Source organism: Kitasatospora sp. NPDC008115, assembly GCF_042957205.1.
Classification (GTDB): Bacteria; Actinomycetota; Actinomycetes; order Streptomycetales; family Streptomycetaceae; genus Kitasatospora.
Genome location: NZ_JBIBHU010000004.1, coordinates 149,206 through 170,020, shown reverse-complemented (window position 1 = coordinate 170,020; position 20,815 = coordinate 149,206). Strand labels below are relative to the sequence as shown.

Genomic DNA, 20,815 nt, shown 5'->3' with positions numbered 1-20,815 from the left:
ACCGGCCCGGGGCGCGCGGGTCTCACCCACGCGCCCCGGGCCTCGTCGTCTCCGCTCAGGTGACGTTGAGGCGGGCGGCGAGGCGGAGGAGGCCGGGGGCGAGGCGGCTGAGGAGGCGGGCGGCCTTGGCCTCGGGGGTGACCGGGACGACGGGCTTGTTGGTGCGCACGGCGGCGAGGATGGCGGCGGCGACCTTCTCCGGCGGGAAGCCGCGGCGGGCGTAGAGGCGGGCGGCGCGGGCCTGCTTGGCGGCCTGCTCGTCGGCGGTGGTGGCGGAGAAGGTGGAGGTGCGGGTGATGTTGGTGTTGACGATGCCCGGGCAGATCGTGGAGACGCCGATGCCGTGGGCCGCGAGTTCGGCGCGCAGGCAGTCGGAGAGCATGAAGACCGCGGCCTTGCTGGTGGCGTAGGCGGTGAGCGCCTTGGACGGCAGGTAGGCGGCGGCGGAGGCGAGGTTGACGATGTGGCCGCCCTCGTCGCGGTCGGCCATCAGGGCGCCGAAGGCCCGGCAGCCGTGGATGACGCCCCAGAGGTTGACGTCCAGGACCCGCTGCCACTCCTTCTCGGTGGTCTCCAGGAAAGTGCCGGAGTGACCGATGCCCGCGTTGTTGACGACCACGTCGGGCACGCCGTGCTCGGCGGCGACCTGCTGGGCGAAGGCGTCGACGGCGGCGCCGTCGCTGACGTCCACCCGGTAGGCGTACGCGGTCGGGCCGATCAGGCCGGCGAGGTCGGCGGTGCGGCGGGCCGCGTCGAGGTCGAGGTCGCAGACCACCACCCGGGCGCCCTCCTCGGCGAAGGCGAGCGCGGTGGCGCGGCCGATGCCGCTGCCGCCGCCGGTGACGACGACCAGCCGGCCGTCGCCGGGCCCGCCCGCGCCGGCGGCGGTACGGGCGGCCGGACCGGCCTCGGTGCGGGCGACGTGTTCGCGGACCATTCCGGCCACGGTGGTTCCCTTCTCCAGCAGCGCGGACCAGTGGGTGGCACGCAGGGTACGACGGGTCAGCCTGGGCACCCAGCGCTCCAGGCCCTCGGAGAGGTGGCCGCCGACGTAGCGGTCCTCGGTGAGGGTGATCAGCTGGACCGGCACCTCGGTGGGGCGTTCGCGCGGGTTCCGCAGGACCGGGCGCATGTTGGCCCGGTAGAGCTCGATGCCGCGCACCGCGTCGCGCCGCAGGCTGGGCTGCGGGTGGCCGGGGCGCGGGGTGACGCCCTCCAGGTCGCGCAGCACCCGGGGCCAGGCGCGGGCGAGGCCGAGGCGCCAGACGCCGGGGGCGAGGTAGGGCAGGTGGAAGGCGGTGATGTACCAGGAGTGCAGGCCCTGGGTGAGCAGTTGCCGCAGGTGGCGCGGGGTGGGGCGGCGCAGGCGCTCGCGCAGCCAGTGGCCCAGGTGGTCGAGGCAGGGCCCGGACATGGTGGTGTAGGAGGCGAGGCGGCGTTCGGCGCCGGGGGCGGTGACGGCCTCCCAGGACTGCAGGGAGCCCCAGTCGTGGGCGACGACGTGCACGGGGCGGTCGGGGCTGACGGCGTCGGCGACGGCGAACAGGTCGGCGGCGAGGTGTTCGAGGCGGTAGCCGGCGCGGTCGAGGGGGACGCCGGAGGCGCCGGCTCCGCGCACGTCGTAGCGGACCACGTGGTGGTCGCGGGCGAGGTCGGCGGCGACGTCGTCCCAGACGGCGTGGGTGTCGGGGTAGCCGTGGACCAGCAGGACGGTGGGCGCGGCCGGGTCGCCCTGCTCGTGGACGGCGAGCGGCAGGCCTGCGGAGTGGACCGTGCGGCGGCGGGCGGGGGTGCTCATCGGGCGGCTCCCTCGGTGGCTGCCGTTGCAGTGGTGGTGCTCTCGGTGAGGGCAGTATTCCAGCGGCGGACGTGCGGGAGGTCGTCGTCGAGCCAGTACGCGTCGTCCTCCGTGACCACCAGCAGCTCCTCGAACTTGATGCCGGTGTCCCGGAAGCCGATGTGCGGCTCCACCGCCCAGAGGCCGGGGGTGGGCGCGTGCCGGGAGGAGCGGCCGTCGGCCCAGAGCGGGGAGCGGCCGTGCAGGCGCTCGCCGATGAGTTCGCGCCCCAGCGTCTGGAGGGTGCGCACGCCGAAGCCGAAGACGTTCACCCCGGCCGGGCCGCGGGCCGTCGTCCGGGTGACCTGATGGCCGATCACCCGGCCCGGGTAGACGCGGTGGCGGTTGTCGTAGCCGTGCGCCTCGATCTGCGCGTCGACGGCCGCGTACACCTCGGAGAGCGGCTTGCGGGCGCGGACCTCGGTGAGGATCAGCTCGCGGTAGGCCCGCAGGTCGGCGGCGAGGCGGTCCCAGACGCGGTTCTCGCCGACCTTGCCGCCGTAGCCGATGTCGGCGGTGTAGCCGTCGACCACGGGCGCGCAGTCCAGCACGTACGGCATGCCCTCCTCCAGGCGGCGGTTGCCGGCGAAGAACTGCAGCGGGGTGTGGAAGTGCCGGAACGCCGTCCGGTCGCCGAACCAGGCGAAGGGGACGTGGAAGAAGTCCTGCACACCGGCGGCGACCAGGCGGCGGCGCAGCTCGCCGGTGGCCTGGCGTTCGGTGACGCCGGGTTCGATCCAGGCGGCGACCTGCTCGGCGCAGTCGTAGGCGAGCTGCTGGGTCTCCCGGAAGCGGGCGAGGTCGCGCTCGGCGAACGGGAAGGCGGGGGTGCTGCGCGGCACGGCGGGGCTCCTTCTACGGGCTACGGGTCGCTACGGGTCGCGGGTCGCTAGAGGTCCACTACGAGGGTCTCGCCCGCGGCGGCGCGGGAGACGCAGGGCAGCAGGGCGCCGGCGGCGCGCTGCTCGGGGGTGAGGCGGCGGTCGCGGTGGTCCGCGGTGCCGGCCAGCAGGCGGACCTCGCAGGTGCCGCAGAAGCCCTGGCGGCAGGAGTAGGCGAGTTCTGGGCGGGCCTCGCGGAGCACGTCCAGGGCGGAGCGGTCGGCGGGGACGGCGAGGCCGGGGCCGTCGGCGCCGAGGCGGACGGTGAACGGTTCGCCGTCGGTGACCGGGGCGGCGCCGAAGCGTTCGAAGTGCAGCGCGGAGGCGGGCGAAGCGTCCAGCGCCCGCTGCACGGCGGCGAGCATCGGGGCCGGGCCGCAGCAGTAGACGGCGGCGCCGCGCGGGGCGTGGGCGAGCAGTTCGGCGCCGGTGGGCGGGCCGCCGTGCTCGTCGTCGGTGCGCAGGTGGACCCGGGCCGGGTCGAGGGCGCGCAGCTCGTCGGCGAACGGGAGGGTGTCGGCGCTGCGGCCGGTGTGGACCAGCCGCCAGTCCAGGCCGTGCCGTTGGGCCTCGCGGGCCATCGGGAGCAGCGGGGTGACGCCGATGCCGCCGGCCAGCAGAAGGACGGCCGGTTCGGCGCAGAAGGCGAAACCGTTGCGCGGGCGGCGGGCGGTGAGCCGGGTGCCGGGGCGGACGGTGTCGTGGATCTCGACGGAGCCGCCGCCCCCGTCGGGCAGCCGGCGCACGGCGATCCGGTAGGCGGCGGGGTTGGCACGGTCGGCGGAGTCAGCGGGGTCGGCGGAGTCGGCGGGGTCAGCGGAGTCGGTGGGGTCGCCGCAGAGCGAGTAGTGGCGTTCGCGGCCGGAGGGGAGCGTGAGGCGCAGGTGCGCGCCGGGCTGCCAGGGCGGCAGCGGGCCGCCGGAGGGGTCCGCGAGGGTCAGTTCGACGGCGTCGGCGGCGACGGCGCGGCGGGCGGCGACGACCAGTTGGAGTGCGGGGGCGGGGCGGCCGAGCGGGCGCCGGGGGTTGCGGCGCAGCAGCGGGCCACCGAGGGCGGGGCTGTAGCGGTCGCCGAAGGCGGTGAGGAAGCGGAAGAAGGTGTCGGCGCGCGGGCGGCCGTAGAGGTCGGGGGGCGGGGTGCGCAGGTCGTCCATCCGGCGGGGTCCTTGGGGGCTCGGGTGGGGCGGGGGCTGACGGCGGACAGCTGACGGGCTGACAATTGACAGCTGACAGATTTCAGATGACAGATAACGTCAGCTGTCAGCTGTCAGTCGTCATCCGTTCCGCCCGGCGGCGGCGCGGGCGGCCGGGGAGGTCGCGAGGTAGCCGAGGGCCTGGCTGGAGGACCCCTCCTGGGTGGGGTGGTAGCCGGGCCGCAGGTAGCGCAGCCCGGAGCGGAGCGACCTGACCGGGTCGGGCAGCAGTCCGCACCGGGCGATCCGGCCGGCCTCGCGCCAGGTCGGCTTGAGCCGGCCGTCGAGGGTCGGGTCGGCGGCGAGCAGGAAGCGCGCGCCGCGCACCCAGAGGTGGACCAGCAGCGGTCCGGAGATCAGCATGCCGCGGATACGGCGCGCATAGCCGGGGTCGAGGTGAACCATCAGGTCGAAGGCGACGCTGCGGTGCTCGACCTCCTCGGCGCCGTGCCAGCGCAGCAGGTCGAGCATCGTCGGATCGGCCTTGGCACGGTCCAGGCCCGGGGAGTTGAGCGCCCAGTCGCCGAGGAAAGCGGTGAAGTGCTCGATCGCCGCGACGAAGGCGACCCGCTCGATGACGTTCTCGCGCCGGCGGGCGCCGGACAGGCCGGGCTTGTCGCCGAGCACGCGCTGGAACAGCCAGGCGATCTGGCGCACGTAGGGGCGCGGGTCGAGGCCTTGGCCGAGCAGGTGGTCGAGCACCTCCTGGTGCGCTTCGGCGTGGATGGCCTCCTGGCCGATGAACCCCAGGACCTCCTCGCGCAGTTGCTCGTCGCGGACCAGCGGCAGGGCCTCCTTGAAGACCTTGACGAACCAGCGCTCGCCCTCGGGCAGGAGCAGGTGCAGGACGTTGATGATGTGGGTGGCCACCGGCTCGTCGGGGATCCAGTGCAGCGGCAGGCCGGCCCAGTCGAAGCGGACGTCGCGGGGCTCCAGGACAAGGCCCTCGTGCACCCGGGCAGCGGGCGCGGCGAGGGCGGGGACGGGGGTGGGGCTGGGCATGGGAGGGCCCTCCTGACCTGCGGGTGGCGGCTCGACCCGGCACAACGTACTCGCGGGTAGCCCGCGCCACAAGGGTTTCGGCACCCCTTATCGACATCGAGTCTAATAAGTGACGCGCGCCCCGCACCCCCGCTGGACCCCGGGTCCGGGTACGCGAAGACCCCGCCGAAGCGGGGTCCCGGGTGCGCGGTCCGGCTCGGACCGCCGTTCGGCCTGCCGTTCAGACCGCCATCGCGAGCATCAGCGGCGCCGCGCGGGCGGCGAGCAGTTCGGCCGCCGCCTTCAGCCGGTGCACATTGTCGACCGGCATCGAGGTGGCCAGGCAGCCGACCGTGCTCCCGGCGGTCACCGGCACGGCCGCGCAGACCGTGCCGAGGGCGTACTCCTGGATGTCCAGCACCGGCACGGTGGCCGGCTGGCGCTCCAGACGGTGCATCAGCTGGTCGGCGTCGATGACCGTCCGCGAGGTGAGGCGGGCCACCGGGTGGCGCGACAGGTGGTCCCGGCGGGCGTCGTGGTCGAGCTGGCTGAGCAGGCACTTGCCGATCGCGCTGGCGTGCGCGGTGGCCCGGAAGTCCACCCACTCCTGCACCGCGGGCGCCCCCTCGGACGCGGACACGGCCTCGACCGACAACTCTCCGTCGTGGTAGCGGCCGAAGTAGACCGCCGCACCCAACTCGTCGCGCAGCTCCCCGAGTTTGCTGTCCAGCCGGGCCCGGACCAGCTGCTCCCGGTTGTGCTGGCCGAGCAGCGCGAAGGTCCCGCCGAGCACCCAGCCGCCGTCCTGACAGAGCAGGTAGCCCTCGACCTCCAGGATCTCCGCGAGCCGGCGAACCGTCGGGAGGCCCAGGGACGTCTCCCTCGCCAGGGTGACCAGGGTGGCACCGCCGGGGTGCCGGTCGACCGCCTCCAGCAGTCTGAGGGCGTGCTGCAGGGAGGCGAACGAACCGGGCGCGCCCTGCTCCGGCACGGCGTGGCGGCCCGGGGCTGGTGTCGACATGTCGTCCCCTTCCGATGTCCCCCGCGGCGTGACCGGCGGGTAGGGTCCAGCCTATCGACCGTCGGGCGCCGCCATTGCCTCCTTCGCGGGAATCCCGAGCAGGCGCGGTGAAACACTTGACTGGCATATGCCTCACCGCGCCCCCTCCTACCCCCTTGCGGTCAGGTGAAGGTCAGCACCTCGGGACGTTCGGGGTGTTGCTCCCCGTCCACACCCAGCCGTCGGGGAAGACGAGGTGGCGGAGGTCCGACGGCCCCGTCACGGGACCTCCGGGCTCCTGGTAGAGCCCCACCGCGTCCCAGACGGAGGACTTCCCCCACATACCGTCGACCTCCGGCCCCTTGAGCCAGCAGTAGATGTAGAGCCTGGTGTTGTACCGGTACGCCTTGTCCAGGGGGTCCGACCAGGTGACGTCGGAGGACCCGCCGTGCCAGCGGGCCCAGAGCCCGTCCGTCGCCGCGATGCAGCCGTTCCACGTGCCGATGTAGCCGGGGATCGGCTCCCCCACCCCGGAGCACGGCGGGTTCGCCGCCCCGGCCGTGCCCGTGCCGCTCGCGATGCCGCCGGCCACCAGGCCGGCCGACAGCGCCAGGGCGGCCGCCGTCTTCCTCACTCGCATGCCAACTCCTCCGTCGGGACGCGACGTTCGCCGCGTCGTCGGCCCTCAGTGCAGCAGCGGCCGTCGTCGCCGGGCCAGGCCCACCGGCACCCTGTGACCAACGGTGGACAGGGCCCACACCGCGCACACGGTGGTCTTGACGTGGCCGAACAACGGTGAACAATCGGACAGCGTTGGCAGCGCCACGATCCCCGGGGGTCGACACGATGGCACGCAGACAGGCTCCACTGGAGGGCGACGGCGCGGCGGCGCGGTTCGCCGAGCGGCTTCGCCAGGCACGGAGGGACTCCGGGCTGACCCTGCGGCAGCTCGCCGCCGTGTCGGGCTACTCGCACAGCACCCTGTCCCTCGCCGAGAGCGGCCGGCGGCTGCCCACCTGGGAGGTCGCGGAGGCCTTCGCCCAGGCCTGCGGGCGCGCGGACGTCGACCGGTGGCGGGGGTGGTGGGAGGCGGCGGAGGAACAGTGCTCCGCCCTGTCCGAAGCGGCGGGGACCGAACCGGTGGCGACCGGGGCCGAAGCGGAGCCGGACCCCGGAAGCGGGAAGCCCGGGCCGGTGGTCGTGGTCCGCACCCGCTGGTGGGCGCTGCTCCTCGCGGTGGTGCTCTCTTCGGTGCTCACCGCGACGATCACGCTCGCCCTCGCCCCGGAACGCGGCGCCGCCCGCAACAGTTCGGAGTACCCGCCGGGCCGCGACGCGATCCCCACCGAGTCCTGCGGCGGAGCGAAGCCCGGGTACGGCTGCGCGCACAAGGACCCGAACGACAGCGGCTGTTGGGACGACCACGCGGAGCAGGGCCACATCACGGAGATCGAGTACCAGGGCGGGGTGGTCGGCAAGCTCGTCAACTGGTACTCGCCCCGGTGCGGAACCAACTGGGCCGCCCTGCACATCCGGTCGGGCTGGCAGGGGCGGGTGACGGTCAGGTCGCCGACGGACTCGGTGTGCTTCCCGGAGGACTGCACGACGATGAACGGCAAGACGCCACCGTTCTGGACCGCCATGGTGTTCGGGATGAACCGGCCGATCGCGGCCCGTGCCGAAGTGGAGTTCCCCGACGGGCAGGTGCGGACGGTCATCGCCGACACCACCTGACCGGCGCCCCGGTCCCCCTGTTCAGCGGCCGGGTCCGCCCTCCTCGGCGGCGGCGGTGCCAGGTCGGACGAGCCGGGTGCCGAAGGGCTCCCCGGTGACGTCCACCACCCGCCCGCGCAGCCAGGTGCGGCGCACGACGCCTGTGAGCACGCGCCCCTCGTACGGGGTGACCGGGTGGCGGTGCTGCAACTCGTCTGCGTGGACGGTGAATTCGCCGTCCGGATCGAAGGCGATCAGGTCGGCGTCATGGCCGACCGCGATGGCACCCTTGCGCCCGTCGAGGCCGACCAGCCGGGCCGGTCCCGCGGACATCCAGCCGGCCACGTCGGCGAGGCCGTGGCCGCGCCGCCGAGCCTCCGTCCAGACCGCCGGAAGGCCGATCTGGAGCGAGGCGATGCCACCCCAGGCCACCGCGAAGTCCCCGCTTCCGCCGCGCTCGGGCAGCAGCTTGAGGTCGGGGGTGGACGGCGAGTGGTCGGACACCACAGCGATGAACTCCCCTGCCGCCAGGGCCTCCCAGAGCGCTTCACGGTTGGCCTCGTCGCGTATCGGCGGGCAGCACTTGAACGCGGTGCCGCCGTCCGGGACGTGCTCGGCGGCCAGTGCCAAGTAGTGCGGGCAGGTCTCGGCGGTGACCTCGACGCCCTCCGCGCGGGCCCTGCGCAGCAGCGGCAGGACCGCCGCCGAGGAGACGTGCAGCACGTGCGCCCGGGCACCGGTGCGGCGGGCCGCCGCCAACAGCCGGGAAACGGCGGCGACTTCTGCCCCGGCGGGGCGGGAGGCGAGGAAGTCCCGGTAGCGGGGCCCCGGTTGATGCGGCGCGGCGGCCAGTTCGGCCGGGTCCTCGGCGTGGACTATGGCCAGTGCCCCGAGCCTGGCCTGCTCGGCGAGCGCGGTCTCCAGACCGGCGGGCTCCAGGTGCGGGAACTCGTCGACGCCGCTCGGCGCAAGGAAGGACTTGAAGCCGAACACGCCCGCGCGGTGCAGGGGTTCGAGATCGGCGAGGTTCCCGGGGACGGTGCCGCCCCAGAAGCCGACGTCCACCCAGGCCCGGCCCTCGACGGCCTTCCGCTTGGCCTCCAGGCCGGCGAGCGTGGTGGTCGGGGGCACCGAGTTGAGCGGCATGTCGACGATGGTGGTGACGCCGCCGGCCGCGGCTGCCCGGGTGGCGGTGGCGAAGCCCTCCCACGCGGTGCGGCCGGGCTCGTTGACGTGCACGTGGGTGTCGACCAACCCGGGCAGCAGCGCGGTGTCGCCGAGATCGGCCAGCCGGGCACCTTCGACCGCAAGGGAGCCGTGTGCGGCGATCCGCGCGATCAGCCCGTCCTGGACCAGCACGTCCGCAGGCCGCTCGTCGTCCGGCAGGACCACACGGCGGGAGCGGATCACCGCGGTCTGGCTGAGGGGCACGGGACCTCCGAGGCCTGGACGAGGGCGGGTGGGCCGAAGGGTGGGCCGGAGCCTAGGCCCGCCTCCGACAAGGCGTCAATGGGACCGGCGGTGGGCGGGCGCCCGCTACCGGTTCAGGAGGTCCGCCGCCAGCCGCTCCCCCGCGACCTCGGCCAACTCCCCCGCCCTGGTCAGGCCTTCGGCCGGGCTCGCGCCCAACTCGCCGAGCGCGTAGGCGGCGACGAATCCGGCGGCCCGCCACTCGCGCTCGGACAGCTCCACCCGCCCCGCCACCGCCGCCACCGGAACACCTGCCCTGACGGCCGCCGCGGCGACGCCGGCGGGGGCCTTGCCGTGGAGGGTCTGCGCGTCCAGGCAGCCCTCACCGGTGACGACGAGGGCTGCCCCCCGCACCTCCGCGTCGAAGCCGAGGAGGTCGAGCAGGAGCTCGATGCCGGGTCGCATGGCGGCGCCCAGCAGGGCGAGCGCGGCGAAGCCGACGCCGCCCGCCGCCCCGGCACCGGGGGCGTCGCGGACGTCCCGGCCGACGGTCGCGCCGACGACGTCGGCGAACCGGGTCAGGCCTTCCTCCAGCACCACCAGGTCGGCACCGCTCGCACCCTTCTGCGGGCCGTAGACGGCGGCGGCGCCGCGCGGGCCGAGCAGCGGGTTGTCGACATCGCAGGCCACGACGACCTCGACGCCCTCCAGGATGCGGGCCGACGGGCCGGAGTCGATCCGCGCCAGCCGTCGCAACGCGGCTCCGCCGGGCGGCAGTTCGACGCCATCTCCGTCCAACAGGGAGACGCCCAGTGCCTGGAGCAGGCCGGCCCCGCCGTCGGTGCTCGCGCTGCCGCCGAGGCCGAGCACGATCCGCCGGGCGCCGTGGTCGAGGGCGCGTCCGATCAGCTCGCCGACCCCGTAGGAACCGGCCGTCAACGGGGCGGTCCGGCCACCGGGGAGCCGGGCCAGTCCGGCGGCCTGGGCCAGCTCGACCACGGCCGTGTCACCGCGGACGGCGAGCGCGGCGTCCACGGGCACCCCGGTGGGACCGGCCACCTTGACGGGGACCCGCGCGAACCCGGCCGCCAGCGCGGCGGCCAGAGTGCCCTCACCACCGTCGGCGACCGGAAGTTCGCGCACCTCGACGCCGGGGGCGGCGCGGCGGATGCCGGCGGCGATCCGGGCGGCGGCCTCGGCGGCCTCCAGGGTGCCCTTGAACTTGTCGGGCGCTACGACCACATGGCCCTGGCGGGTGGTGGCAGGCATGGCGTGGGCCTCGCTTCCGGACGGTCTGGCCATGGTCTCAAGCATCGGCGGCTGACAACTGACAGCTGACAGATTTCAGATAACAGATTTCAGTTGACAGATAACAGATAACAGATTCTGTCAGCTGTCATTTCACCCCTCACCCGCACCCCCGATCGCTAGAGTGATCAGGTGCGATTGATGGTGGAGTTCACAACAGAACCGTTCGAACTGGACACGTTCCCGCCGCACGCCGCGGCGGCCCGCCGGGCGGTCGACGAGGCGGGACTCGCGGCCTCGGTCGGCCCGTTCGGCACCGGCGCCGAGGGCGAGGCCGATCAGATCCTGGCCGCCGTGACCGCCCTGCTCCGGCAGAGCCTGGACGCCGGCGCGACCCGGATCTCGCTCCAGGTCAGCGTGCTCGGCGAGACTCACGACAGCACGGCCCCGGAGGGCGACAGGCCGTGACCGAGCAGCCCCAACACCCGCTCGCCACGGCGCTCAAGCCCCTCCTCGACGCGGTCGGCGCGACGCCCGTCCCGCTGGACGCGGCCAGGCCCGAGGACGTCGTCCTGGAGTGGGAGGGCGAACGGGCCCTGGCCGTCCGCCTGCCGCACCTCGGCAGCGCCCTGGACCGCCTGCTCGCCGAGATGACCCGCCAGTTCGACGGCCGGCCGCTATCCGCGCTGGAGCGCTCCGAGAAGCAACGCGTGGTCGCCCTCCTGGAGGAACGCGGCGCGTTCACCGTCCGCCACGGCGTGGAGACGGTCGCCACAGCCCTCGGCGTCAGCCGCTTCACCGTGTACAACTACCTGAACCGGCAAGACGGATCCACTGGCACAACATCCAAATAGGCCACACCGGTCGAGCGAGCCGGCGCCACCACAGGAGCCGGCTCTCTCACGCTTTCTCTCAGACGCCCCCTGAGGTCACCAGGTGCCCAGGAAGGGGCTCGCCGACCGGAACGACCTTGATCATCAAGGTGCGAAGCGCCCGCTTAGTGGGGCATGGCGCCCGCCCCCTATGGGGCGCAGGGGCCGGGTAAGGGGTCGAGTCTTGGGCAAGCCCCCGCGCCTGCGAGAAGGGCTGGCTTGACAGGTTCCATCGGGGATTGTCTCTGGATCGAAGCTCCATCAGCAGACCCATGGCTCCCGTAGATTTTGGTTGATGCTCTTCCTTAAGGTGAATATTTCCAGCCAAATAATGGCCTACCGCCGAGAGCCAGAGCACTGCAAGCGTCAACCCGATGGCGACCCGCAACGGCTTAGCGAGAGCGCCACTAAGGGCCGATGACTCCCTTGCCAGCAGCAATGCTGAAGCGAAGGTGGAAGGCGTGAGCAGCAGTGCAATATGAGGGGCAGTTAGCTCGTGGATTAAAAACAACCAGCCAGCAAAGATAGCCGTGCATGTCAGCAGAACGATGCCGGCAACCACCCAGTGAATAAGACGGATTGGCAGCGCCGGTTGAAATGCACACAAAATGCGCGCAATAGCTGGCTCGCCATTTCCTGACGAATAGAGCAGGAGCACGTCGCTCTTTTGGAATGTCAGGTCAGAGTCCGACAGTTGGCCACTACCACCAAAGACCCCCTCTACGCGATGATCTCTCCCAAACTGGATGTTTGGATCAGCAATTTCCAGGCTCACATGGGTCGACTGTGCATCATTTAACACCACCGTAGGACCGAGGTCGCGCCGGCGCATTAGGAGCATTGATCGCACAGATTGCTTGTGTTCTGTTGCCCGACCAAAGTCAACTGCCCGTCGTTCACTGACCGTGGCAATAAACGGCTCATCCAGAGGGACGAGGCAATCCGCAAGCGCAATCCAGTGGTGCCCGATGAAGTCAAACGTACTTAGTAGCCTTTCTGCAGAACTCCGGATCTCACTGCTTGCTGCCTCATTGCTTGCCCAGTACCGCACCGTACCCGCAAAGGTCACAAGCGGACCCAGGAGATCGGAGACCTCCTCGGCGAATTTCAATACCCCGTTCGCCTTAAGAGTCGGAAGCACCAGTAGCGGGTTTTCTGCTGGGCTATCCGTTGAGATCGCACCCCTATTAGCACTTAGCTTCGGGAAGGAAGGAGTCAGTTCAACTCTCCACTCATCGAGCCATTTCCTTCTCAACCATCGGGAATCAAGGCCCTGAGGATCCTCCCGACAAAGGCCGTTCTTGAGAAACTCAAACAATGCGTCCGGCCCATGCGAGGCCCGCGACCGGTGCCACTTGCCAGACTCGAATGAACAGACAGCCAGCAGGATATTCCGAAGACCCCCGTCCGCAAGGCACAACTGGAACTCCTTGACAGAATGGCCTTCAGAAGCGATTTTCTTGGAGAGCCCTTTCCCCTGCCTCAGAATGTAATCACCAAGCGCCTGCCCATTTTCATGAATCGGAATCCGATAGCACTCTTCGCCAGAAATTGTGAGATCAAGCCTATGCAGCAGCGTTCTAGGGAACGCCCCCACGGGAAGCCGAATCCACGCGGATCCCGGAACCCTCGGCAGCAGGTGACCCACCTGCTGGCCAATATGCTCCCATAGGGGCAGTACGTGAAGGATGCGCGTTCTGTCCATCCATAGCGAGCTTGAATAGCTGATTCTTTCCACGCTCCGCACCCGCCACCGCGCCGGATTGCCCAAGAGAGCGTCCAGGACGTCTGTATTGCTACGCAAATCGATACCCTCAGTGGAACCCATACTCTCCTAATAGCACCTTTTTCATTCTCCGCGCCAAGTCGGCCGGGCGCGGCTAGTCCTTCCGCAGTGCAGGGTTAACCCGTTGTGCTATAATTAGCACGCAGGGGTTTAGGAAGGCGCGATGACCGTCTGAAGAGTTATTAGGACCCTTTTCCGGTCGCACCAAATTGCGGAGGCGCACATGGCATCCCCCGAGCCGCCCCGGTACGTTCCCCCATCCCAAGAGGGTGATAATCTCACGGACGCGGAGTTTGAGATCAAAGAGGAGGAGGGTAGAGTTAAGTGGATTTCCAGTCGGGACTGGAAGTGGCCTCGATTTGCCGATGACAAGCCGGGGGAGATCCCGCGTGACCGCGGCAACTGGAACCTTTGAGTGGCAATCCTCCTTACACCTACGGTAGGGACCAGAACTTCCACATAGACGGCGACAAGGCCGTGTCGAAACTCCTCAGCGGACGCTCCCGACAGTCGAGGGACGAGGGTGTCGTCTTCTCGCACAGGATGCCGATCACGAGCAGTCCACTGTCGCCCTCCACCCGGGTGTCGCGATCATCATGGAATACCAGGTCGCCGCTGGCCCTACTTCCGTCGCCGGCCTCCCCAGCCGAGGAGGCCCAGGTCGACGAGGAGCCAGCACCCGAGGTCGTGTGCCGGCGGCCTTTGACCGTCTGCTCGGTGATCGGTTGGCGCGTCCGGACTCTCTCACGCATGTCTCACGGACCTGCGAGGAGCGTTCCAGGCCCAGGTCTCTGACTTGGACGTTTCCCGTGCTGACAGGATGGACTGGGGCCTTGCAGGTGTGACTCGAACCACCTCAACCGCCAGGACGGTTCAAAGTCGAACTGACCGGGATCCACGTCCCGGAGCACACCTCACAACCGGCGAACGTTCAACAAAGTGTTGACGCCCTGACCTCGCCGATCTAGCTTGAGCGGGTGGCTTCATTCCCCAGGAGGTCCACTCGTGACCGACCGTGCCCGCGCCCTTGACGCCCTGGCGGCCGTCGACGCCGCCGGGCTGAGGGCGGTCCTGCTGAAGGTCTGCGCCAGCCCCGCCTGGGCCGATGCCGTCGCCGCGACCCGGCCCTGGCGGGACCGCCAGGCACTGCTCGACGCCAACGCCGAGGCGGTGGCGGCGCTCTCCACCGCCGACCTGCGCGACGCGCTGGCCGCCCACCCCCGGATCGGCGCGCCCGCGGCCGGCGACGCCGCCTCCCGGCGGGAGCAGGCCGCAGTCCACGAGGCCGACCCGGCCCTGCTCGACGAACTGCGCCGGGCGAACGCCGCCTACGAGGCCAGGTTCGGCCATGTCTTCCTGATCTGCGCGACCGGCCGGACCGCGGCCACCCTGCTCGCGGCCCTGCGCGAGCGCCACGCGAACGACCCCGCCACCGAGGCGGAGACCACCCGCCACGAACTCCGGAGGATCAACGACATCCGCATCACCCGCCTACTGGAAGGCAACTGACGCCCAACCACCCAGGAACCACGACCGGACAGGCCCCCCATGACCGGAATCTCCACCCACGTGCTCGACACCAGCCTCGGCCGCCCCGCCGAGGGCGTCACCGTCGAACTCGCAGTGCGCGCCGAGGACGGCTGGCAGCCGCTCGGCACCTCCGCCACGGACGCCGGCGGCCGGGCCGAGGACCTGCCGGCCGTGTCGGCCGGCTCGGTCGTCCGCCTGGTCTTCGACACCGCCGCGTACTTCGCCCGCACGAGCGGGGACCCGCCGTTCTTCCCCGAGGTCTCGGTCGTCCTCACGGTCGCACCGGCGCAGCACCACTACCACGTGCCCTTGCTGTTGAACCCGTTCGGCTACTCGGTCTACCGCGGGAGCTAGACCGCCCGACTGACAGGGGAACCGCGCCATGGCCCACGTGCTCGGCCAGAACCAGTACGGCAAGGCGGAGAACCGCATCGTCCGTGTCCGCCGGGACTCCGCCCGCCACGAGATCAAGGACCTGAACGTCTCGGTCTCCCTCTCCGGCGCGTTCGAGGACGTCCACCTCACCGGGTCCAACGCCAACTGCCTGCCCACCGACACCGCCAAGAACACCGTCTACGCCTTCGCCAAGAAGTACGGCATCGACTCCGCCGAGGCCTTCGGCATCCTGCTCGCCCGGCACTTCGTCGACGCCACCGAGCGCGGCGTCGTCCACCGCGCCCGGATCCGGATCGAGGAGTACGCCTGGGACCGGATCATCCACCGCGCCGGCACCGCCTCCGGGAGCACCGGTTCCGAGGAGGCCGGCCACTCCTTCGTCCGCCGCGGCCAGGAGGTCCGCACCGCCGAGATCGGCTACGACGGCGACCACCTCCAGGTGATCTCCGGGCTCAAGGACCTCATCGTGCTGAACTCCACCGACTCGGAGTTCTGGGGCTACCTCAAGGACGGCTACACCACCCTCCAGGAGGCGTACGACCGCATCCTCGCCACCCAGGTCACCGCCCGCTGGAGGTACGGCCACACCGGCCGCGCCGACGAGGCCGCACCGCCCTGGGACCGCTGCTACGCCCAGGTCAAGCGGCACCTGCTGGAGGGCTTCGCCGACACGTACTCCTACTCCCTGCAACAGACCCTGCACGCGATGGGCAGCCGCGTCCTGGACCACAGCCCCGAGGTCGACGAGATCCGCCTCGAACTCCCCAACAAGCACCACTTCCTGGTCGACCTGGAGCCGTTCGGCCTCAAGAACGACAACGAGGTCTACTACGCCGCCGACCGGATGTACGGCCTCATCGAGGGCACCGTGCACCGCGAGGGCGTCGTCCCGGTCATCCCGGTCGTCTGACCGGCCGCCGCCCCCGATCCCCCGGACTCCCCTTGGAGCCGCCATGGCAGTCCAGCCCCCGCCCGCCGGCCGGCGGATCGTCGTCGAGCACGCGGCGATCGCCACCGTCGACGCGCACGACACCGAGTACGCCCGCGGCCACGTCGTGGTCCTCGGCAACCGGATCGAGTCGGTCGGCGACGGGCCCGCCCCGGCCGGGCTGGACGGCGTGGCGCGCCGGATCGACGCCGAGGGCCACCTGCTGACCCCGGGCCTGGTCAACACCCACCACCACTTCTACCAGTGGATCACCCGCGGCCTCGCCCAGGACGACATCCTCTTCGACTGGCTGGTCGCCCTCTACCCGCTCTGGGCCCGGATCGACGACCGGCTGGTGCACGCCGCCGCCCAGGGCTCCGCCGCCGCGCTGCTCAAGTCCGGTTGCAGCACCGCCGCCGACCACCACTACGTGTTCCCCCGGGGCGGCGGCGACATCCTGGGCGCCGAGATCGAGGCGGTGCGCGAACTCGGCCTGCGGTTCACCGCCTCGCGCGGCTCGATGGACCGGGGACGCAAGGACGGCGGCCTGCCCCCGGACCACGCCGTCGAGGACCTCGACACCATCCTCACCGCCTGCGAGGAGGCCGTCGACCGCCACCACGACCCCTCCCCCGGCGCCATGCTGCGGATCGCCCTCGCGCCCTGCTCCCCGTTCTCGGTCTCCACCCGGCTGATGCGCGAGTGCGCCGCACTCGCCCGCCGCAAGGGCGTCCGGCTGCACACCCACGGCTCCGAGACGGCCGAGGAGGAGGCGTTCTGCCGGGCGCGGTTCGGCATGGGCCCGACCGACTACTTCGAGTCGGTGGGCTGGCTGGGCGAGGACGTCTGGATGGCGCACTGCGTCCATCTGAGCAACGCCGACATCGCCAAGTTCGCCGGGACCGGCACAGGCGTCGCACACTGCCCGTCCTCCAACGCCCGGCTGGCCGCCGGAATGGCGCGGGTGCCCGACATGCTGGCGGCGGGCGTCCCGGTCGGCCTCGGCGTCGACGGCACCGCCTCCAACGAGTCCGGCGAACTCGGCACCGAACTGCGCAACGCCCTGCTGATCAACCGCCTGCACGGCTCGCCGCGGGCGCTCACCGGCCGCCGGGCGCTGCGGCTGGGCACCATGGGCGGCGCCCGGGTGCTCGGGCGGCAGGACGAGATCGGCTCGGTCGAGGCCGGCAAGCTCGCCGACCTCGCGCTGTGGAAGGTCGACGGCCTGATGCACTCCTCGATCGCCGACCCGGTCGCCGCGCTCACCTTCGGCGCGCTGCCGCCGCTCGCGCTCCTGCTCGTCAACGGCAACACCGTCGTCGAACAGGGGCGGCTGACCACGGTGGACGAGGAGCGGATCGCCCGCGCCTGCGCCCGGGCGGCGAAAGAGCTGGCCGCCCGGGAGAAATGACGCCGCACCGGCCGACTACGTGGACGGGTGCCGGCGCCCACCCCCGTGGGGCGCCGGCACCCGTCCGGCTCATGGGGCCGCCCGCGCGGGCGCGCCCACCGGTCCCCGCACGGCCGGCAGCAGCGCGGGACCGGCCAGCGCGAACAGCCCCGCCAGCACCACCCAGCCGGCCGCCCCGTGGTCCACCGCCGTCAGCGTGACCACCAGCGGCCCGATCACGTGCGCCGCCGCCCGCCCGCTCAGGAACACCCCCTGGTACTCGCCGTGCGCCCGGGCGTCCGCCAGGTCCAGGCTGAGCGTCCAGCCGCCCGCCGAGGTCAGCAGCTCGCCCAGGGTGTGCACCAGCGAGCCGGCCAGCAGCGCCCCGGCCGCCACCCACCCCGGGCCGTACTGCGCCGCCGCGTAGCCCAGACAGCCCGCCGCCGGCAGCAGCGCCCCGCGCGCGCAGGCCCGCGCCGCCGAGGGGACGTCCGTGACACCCCGGCTCGCCCGCACCTGGAACAGCACCACCAGCAGGCAGTTGACCACGTTCACCGCCGCGACCGTCGCCGCCGGGGCCTCGGTGCCGAGCACGATCCACAGCGGCAACCCCACCGTCAGCACGGCCAGTTGCAGCTCCAGGACGGCGTGCAGCGCGGTGACCGGCAGATAGCGGCGGTCGCGCAGCGCCGTCCGCGCCGGCCGGCCTGGTGGGGCTGATCGGCCCGGCGCGGGCGCGGTTGCTGGTGCTGCTGGCGGTCCCGGCCGGCACCACGGAACTCGCCCACCGGCTGGGGGTGACGCCGGGCGCGGTCAGCCGGCACCTCGGCGCGCTGGCCGCCGCCGGCCTGCTGGAGCGCACCCGGCACGGCCGCCGGGTGCACTACCGGCGCAGCGGCCTCGGTGACGCGCTGACGGCCGGCCGCCGCTGAGCCCGGCCGCGGCGGGCGGGCACAGTGCCCGGGCTCTGCGGTTCAGTCCAGCAGGGGCAGCGCGGGCAGGGTCAGGAAGTCCACGAACTCCTCGTCCAGCGCGACCTGTTCGAAGAGCCGCGCGGCCTCCTCCCAGCGCCCGGCGGCGTAGGCCCGGTCGCCGAGTCCGGTCCGCAGCGCGGCCAGTTCCTCGGCGACCAGACGGCGCACCAGCCCGGCGGTGGCCGCCTCGCCGGTGTCGGCGAGGACGACGCCGTTGTGGATCCACTGCCAGATCTGCGAGCGGGAGATTTCGGCGGTCGCGACGTCCTCCATCATGTGGAAGACGGCCACCGCGCCGAGGCCGCGCAGCCAGGCCTCGATGTAGCGGATGCCGACCTGGACGGCGTTGTGCAGCCCGTGGCGGGTGCAGTCGCCGCCGGCGCCGGCGATGTCGAGCAGCTGCGCGGCGGTGACGGGTTCGGCCGCCGCGGGCCGGTCCTTCTGGTGCGGGCGCCCGCCGAGCACGGCGTCGAAGGAGGCCCGGGCGACCGGGACCAGGTCGGGGTGGGCGACCCAGGAGCCGTCGAAGCCCTGGCCGGCCTCGCGGTCCTTGTCGGCCCTGACCTTCTCCAGGGCGACCGCGTTGGCCCCGGGGTCCTTGCGGCTGGGGACGAAGGCGGCCATGCCGCCGATGGCGTGGGCGCCGCGCCGGTGGCAGGTCCGCACCAGCAGCCGGGCGTAGGCGGCCATGAACGGGGAGGCCATGGTGACGGTGTTGCGGTCCGGCAGGACGTAGTGGGACCCGGCGTCGCGGAAGGTCTTGACGATGGAGAACAGGTAGTCCCAGCGGCCGGCGTTGAGCCCGGCGGCGTGGTCGCGCAGCTCGTAGAGGATCTCGTCCATCTCGAACGCGGCGGTGACGGTCTCGATGAGGACGGTGGCGCGGATCGTGCCGTGCGGGATGCCGAGCGCGGCCTGGGCGTGGGTGAAGACGTCGTTCCAGAGCCGGGCCTCCAGGTGGCTCTCGGTCTTCGGGAGGTAGAAGTACGGTCCGGAGTTGGGGTCGTCCGGGTGGTCGGCGCCGCGGGCGAGCAGCCGGGCGGCGTTGTGGAAGAAGTAGAGGCCGAAGTCGAGGAGTCCGCCGGCCACCGGTTCGCCGTCGACCAGCAGGTGGTTCTCATCGAGGTGCCAGCCGCGCGGGCGGACGACGACGGTGGCGAGTTCGGCGGCGGGCCTCAGGGTGTAGGCCCGGCCGGCGGGGGTGGTGAAGTCGATCCGGCCTTCGAGGGCGTCGATCAGGTTGAGCTGGCCGCCGATGACGTTCTCCCAGGTGGGCGAGGTGGCGTCCTCGAAGTCGGCGAGCCAGACCTTCGCGCCGGAGTTGAGCGCGTTGATCGTCATCCTGCGGTCGGTGGGGCCGGTGATCTCGACCCGGCGGTCCTGGAGCGCCCTGGGGGCCTCGGCGACGCGCCAGTCGGCGGCGCGGACGGCGGCCGTCTCGGGGAGGAAGTCCAGGGCGGCGGTGCGGGCGATCGCGGCGCGGCGCTCCCGGCGGCGGGCGAGCAGGTCGCGGCGCCGGCCCTCGAAGGCGCGGTGCAGGCCGGCGACGAAGGCGAGCGCCCCGGCGGTGAGCACCTCCTCGCCGCGGTGGACGGGCGGGCCCGCGACCGTGACGACCGGAGCGGAGGCGGGGGCGCCGGGTTCCTGATCTTCAGCCATCGCGGACGCTCCTAGCTGGAGGGCGTGATTCTGTAAGGTGGAGACTAGTTTCCGCGATACAGAATTTCAACGGTTTGTTGAGGAGGTCGCGGGGACGGCACTCTCCCCCGGATTCGCGACAGTGAAGGGAACGCCGGTGGCCCCGACCTCCTCCGACAGCACCGGGACAACGACGACGGGCCGGACAGCGACGACGGAGCGGACGAGCACGGAGCGTGCGAGCGGCGGGGTGCAGTCCGTCGAGCGGGCCTTCCAACTGCTGGAGGCGCTCGCCGACGCCGGCGGCGTGGCCACCCTCAGCGAGCTGTCCACCTCCTCGGGCCTGCCGATGCCGACCATCCACCGCCTGGTCCGCACCCTCGTCCAGCAGGGCTACGTCCGCCAGGACGCCACCCGCCGCTACACCCTCGGCCCCCGGCTGATCCGGCTCGGCGAGACCGCGGGCCGGCTGCTCGGCAGTTGGGCCCGCCCCTACCTGGCGGAGCTGATGGAGGCCACCGGCGAGACCGCCAACCTGGCGGTGCTGGAGGGCGGCGAGGTCGTGTACGTCGGCCAGGTGCAGTCGCGACGCTCGATGCGGATGTTCACCGAGGTCGGCCGCCGGGCGCAGCCGCACTGCACCGGCGTCGGCAAGGCGCTGCTGTCGCAGCTGCCGGAGGAGGAGGCGCGCGCCGTCCTCGGCCCCGACCCGCTGCCCGCGCACACCCCGCACACGGTGACCGACCCGCGGGAACTGATGCGCCGACTGGCCGAGGCGCGCGAGCGCGGCTACGTGGTCGACGACCAGGAGCAGGAGATCGGGGTGCGCTGCATCGCGCTCGCCGTCCCGGGCGCGCCGACCCCGACGGCGCTGTCGGTCTCCGGCCCGGAGGCCCGGATCCGGGCGCTGGAGGAACAGGCCGGCACGGCGTCGCTGGTGCCGGTGATGCAGGAGATCGCCGCCCGGCTCGGGCAGGTCCTGGCCCCCTGACCGCCGGCCGACCCGCCTTCCGCACACCCGGTCGCCCGGCCGTGCGA

Annotated in this window: 20 protein-coding genes; 9 read left to right on the top strand and 11 right to left on the bottom strand. The window is 72.2% G+C overall.

The features are described 5' to 3' along the window. Positions 1 to 55: 55 nt before the first annotated feature. From ACFZBX_RS07085 to ACFZBX_RS07060, 6 genes are all read right to left on the bottom strand, one after another. Positions 56 to 1,798 carry an SDR family oxidoreductase gene (locus tag ACFZBX_RS07085; RefSeq protein WP_391531922.1) on the bottom strand — a complete coding sequence of 581 codons (1,743 nt, stop codon included), beginning with the start codon at positions 1,796 to 1,798 and terminating at the stop codon, positions 56 to 58. Beyond that, positions 1,795 to 2,679 (bottom strand): M24 family metallopeptidase, encoded by an 885-nt coding sequence (locus tag ACFZBX_RS07080; protein WP_391531921.1) that lies wholly within the window; start codon positions 2,677 to 2,679, stop codon positions 1,795 to 1,797. The genes ACFZBX_RS07085 and ACFZBX_RS07080 overlap by 4 nt, the downstream gene beginning before the upstream one ends. A 47-nt stretch (positions 2,680 to 2,726) precedes the next feature. Then, positions 2,727 to 3,872 carry a PDR/VanB family oxidoreductase gene (locus ACFZBX_RS07075; RefSeq protein ID WP_391531920.1) on the bottom strand — a complete coding sequence of 382 codons (1,146 nt, stop codon included), beginning with the start codon at positions 3,870 to 3,872 and terminating at the stop codon, positions 2,727 to 2,729. A gap of 120 nt (positions 3,873 to 3,992) precedes the next feature. Further along, positions 3,993 to 4,913 carry a metal-dependent hydrolase gene (locus ACFZBX_RS07070; RefSeq protein WP_391531919.1) on the bottom strand — a complete coding sequence of 307 codons (921 nt, stop codon included), beginning with the start codon at positions 4,911 to 4,913 and terminating at the stop codon, positions 3,993 to 3,995. 220 nt (positions 4,914 to 5,133) lie between these two features. Then, on the bottom strand, positions 5,134 to 5,913 hold the full coding sequence (locus ACFZBX_RS07065; protein WP_391531918.1) for an IclR family transcriptional regulator: 780 nt from the start codon (positions 5,911 to 5,913) through the stop codon (positions 5,134 to 5,136). Positions 5,914 to 6,085: 172 nt separating this feature from the next. Further along, positions 6,086 to 6,532 carry a hypothetical protein gene (locus tag ACFZBX_RS07060; protein ID WP_391531917.1) on the bottom strand — a complete coding sequence of 149 codons (447 nt, stop codon included), beginning with the start codon at positions 6,530 to 6,532 and terminating at the stop codon, positions 6,086 to 6,088. A 206-nt stretch (positions 6,533 to 6,738) separates the two neighbouring features. On the opposite strand from ACFZBX_RS07060, the gene ACFZBX_RS07055 reads away from it, so the two are divergent. Next, positions 6,739 to 7,626: a helix-turn-helix domain-containing protein gene (locus tag ACFZBX_RS07055; protein ID WP_391531916.1), complete on the top strand. Its 888-nt coding sequence runs from the start codon at positions 6,739 to 6,741 to the stop codon at positions 7,624 to 7,626. A gap of 21 nt (positions 7,627 to 7,647) precedes the next feature. Here the strand turns inward: ACFZBX_RS07055 and allB are convergent, their stop codons facing one another. Further along, the gene (gene allB / locus ACFZBX_RS07050) at positions 7,648 to 9,036 is read right to left on the bottom strand and encodes an allantoinase AllB (protein ID WP_391531915.1); all 1,389 of its coding nucleotides are present in this window, start codon (positions 9,034 to 9,036) and stop codon (positions 7,648 to 7,650) included. 105 nt (positions 9,037 to 9,141) lie between these two features. After that, positions 9,142 to 10,317, bottom strand: coding sequence for a glycerate kinase (locus ACFZBX_RS07045; protein ID WP_391531914.1), 1,176 nt, complete (start codon positions 10,315 to 10,317; stop codon positions 9,142 to 9,144). 138 nt (positions 10,318 to 10,455) lie between these two features. On the opposite strand from ACFZBX_RS07045, the gene ACFZBX_RS07040 reads away from it, so the two are divergent. Both ACFZBX_RS07040 and ACFZBX_RS07035 read left to right on the top strand, forming a co-directional pair. Then, the gene (locus ACFZBX_RS07040) at positions 10,456 to 10,731 is read left to right on the top strand and encodes a thiamine-binding protein (protein ID WP_391531913.1); all 276 of its coding nucleotides are present in this window, start codon (positions 10,456 to 10,458) and stop codon (positions 10,729 to 10,731) included. After that, positions 10,728 to 11,117 carry a helix-turn-helix domain-containing protein gene (locus ACFZBX_RS07035; protein WP_391531912.1) on the top strand — a complete coding sequence of 130 codons (390 nt, stop codon included), beginning with the start codon at positions 10,728 to 10,730 and terminating at the stop codon, positions 11,115 to 11,117. The genes ACFZBX_RS07040 and ACFZBX_RS07035 overlap by 4 nt, the downstream gene beginning before the upstream one ends. 58 nt (positions 11,118 to 11,175) lie before the next feature. Here ACFZBX_RS07035 and ACFZBX_RS07030 read toward each other — a convergent pair whose 3' ends face one another. Beyond that, positions 11,176 to 12,873 carry a hypothetical protein gene (locus tag ACFZBX_RS07030; RefSeq protein WP_391531911.1) on the bottom strand — a complete coding sequence of 566 codons (1,698 nt, stop codon included), beginning with the start codon at positions 12,871 to 12,873 and terminating at the stop codon, positions 11,176 to 11,178. Between the two features lie 1,053 nt (positions 12,874 to 13,926). Here ACFZBX_RS07030 and uraD point away from each other — a divergent pair. From uraD to ACFZBX_RS07010, 4 genes are read left to right on the top strand one after another with little or no spacing between them, the layout of a single operon-like run. Next, positions 13,927 to 14,430 carry a 2-oxo-4-hydroxy-4-carboxy-5-ureidoimidazoline decarboxylase gene (gene uraD, locus ACFZBX_RS07025; RefSeq protein WP_391531910.1) on the top strand — a complete coding sequence of 168 codons (504 nt, stop codon included), beginning with the start codon at positions 13,927 to 13,929 and terminating at the stop codon, positions 14,428 to 14,430. Positions 14,431 to 14,469: 39 nt separating this feature from the next. After that, positions 14,470 to 14,805, top strand: coding sequence for a hydroxyisourate hydrolase (uraH, locus tag ACFZBX_RS07020; protein ID WP_391531909.1), 336 nt, complete (start codon positions 14,470 to 14,472; stop codon positions 14,803 to 14,805). Positions 14,806 to 14,833: 28 nt separating this feature from the next. Further along, positions 14,834 to 15,757, top strand: a complete 924-nt coding sequence (gene pucL / locus ACFZBX_RS07015) for a factor-independent urate hydroxylase (protein ID WP_391531908.1) — start codon at positions 14,834 to 14,836, stop codon at positions 15,755 to 15,757. Positions 15,758 to 15,800: 43 nt separating this feature from the next. Next, complete coding sequence (locus ACFZBX_RS07010; protein WP_391531907.1) at positions 15,801 to 17,186, top strand: 8-oxoguanine deaminase; 1,386 nt, start codon at positions 15,801 to 15,803, stop codon at positions 17,184 to 17,186. A gap of 69 nt (positions 17,187 to 17,255) precedes the next feature. Here ACFZBX_RS07010 and ACFZBX_RS07005 read toward each other — a convergent pair whose 3' ends face one another. Continuing rightward, positions 17,256 to 17,789, bottom strand: a complete 534-nt coding sequence (locus ACFZBX_RS07005) for a hypothetical protein (RefSeq protein ID WP_391531906.1) — start codon at positions 17,787 to 17,789, stop codon at positions 17,256 to 17,258. 86 nt (positions 17,790 to 17,875) lie between these two features. On the opposite strand from ACFZBX_RS07005, the gene ACFZBX_RS07000 reads away from it, so the two are divergent. Then, positions 17,876 to 18,097, top strand: a complete 222-nt coding sequence (locus tag ACFZBX_RS07000) for a helix-turn-helix domain-containing protein (RefSeq protein ID WP_391531905.1) — start codon at positions 17,876 to 17,878, stop codon at positions 18,095 to 18,097. A 42-nt stretch (positions 18,098 to 18,139) separates the two neighbouring features. Here the strand turns inward: ACFZBX_RS07000 and aceB are convergent, their stop codons facing one another. Continuing rightward, positions 18,140 to 19,798, bottom strand: a complete 1,659-nt coding sequence (gene aceB, locus ACFZBX_RS06995) for a malate synthase A (protein WP_391531904.1) — start codon at positions 19,796 to 19,798, stop codon at positions 18,140 to 18,142. A gap of 229 nt (positions 19,799 to 20,027) precedes the next feature. On the opposite strand from aceB, the gene ACFZBX_RS06990 reads away from it, so the two are divergent. Continuing rightward, positions 20,028 to 20,768: an IclR family transcriptional regulator gene (locus ACFZBX_RS06990; protein WP_391531903.1), complete on the top strand. Its 741-nt coding sequence runs from the start codon at positions 20,028 to 20,030 to the stop codon at positions 20,766 to 20,768. Positions 20,769 to 20,815: the final 47 nt, after the last annotated feature.

Bases quoted from the DNA above. Each gene is read 5' to 3' on its own strand.
- ACFZBX_RS07045 (WP_391531914.1), bottom strand. From the start codon at position 10,317: ATGGCCAGACCGTCCGGAAGCGAGGCCCACGCCATGCCTGCCACCACC.
- ACFZBX_RS07075 (WP_391531920.1), bottom strand. From the start codon at position 3,872: ATGGACGACCTGCGCACCCCGCCCCCCGACCTCTACGGCCGCCCGCGC.
- ACFZBX_RS07070 (WP_391531919.1), bottom strand. From the start codon at position 4,913: ATGCCCAGCCCCACCCCCGTCCCCGCCCTCGCCGCGCCCGCTGCCCGG.
- ACFZBX_RS07065 (WP_391531918.1), bottom strand. From the start codon at position 5,913: ATGTCGACACCAGCCCCGGGCCGCCACGCCGTGCCGGAGCAGGGCGCG.
- ACFZBX_RS07055 (WP_391531916.1), top strand. From the start codon at position 6,739: ATGGCACGCAGACAGGCTCCACTGGAGGGCGACGGCGCGGCGGCGCGG.
- pucL (WP_391531908.1), top strand. From the start codon at position 14,834: ATGGCCCACGTGCTCGGCCAGAACCAGTACGGCAAGGCGGAGAACCGC.
- ACFZBX_RS07085 (WP_391531922.1), bottom strand. From the start codon at position 1,798: ATGAGCACCCCCGCCCGCCGCCGCACGGTCCACTCCGCAGGCCTGCCG.
- uraH (WP_391531909.1), top strand. From the start codon at position 14,470: ATGACCGGAATCTCCACCCACGTGCTCGACACCAGCCTCGGCCGCCCC.
- aceB (WP_391531904.1), bottom strand. From the start codon at position 19,798: ATGGCTGAAGATCAGGAACCCGGCGCCCCCGCCTCCGCTCCGGTCGTC.
- ACFZBX_RS07060 (WP_391531917.1), bottom strand. From the start codon at position 6,532: ATGCGAGTGAGGAAGACGGCGGCCGCCCTGGCGCTGTCGGCCGGCCTG.
- ACFZBX_RS07010 (WP_391531907.1), top strand. From the start codon at position 15,801: ATGGCAGTCCAGCCCCCGCCCGCCGGCCGGCGGATCGTCGTCGAGCAC.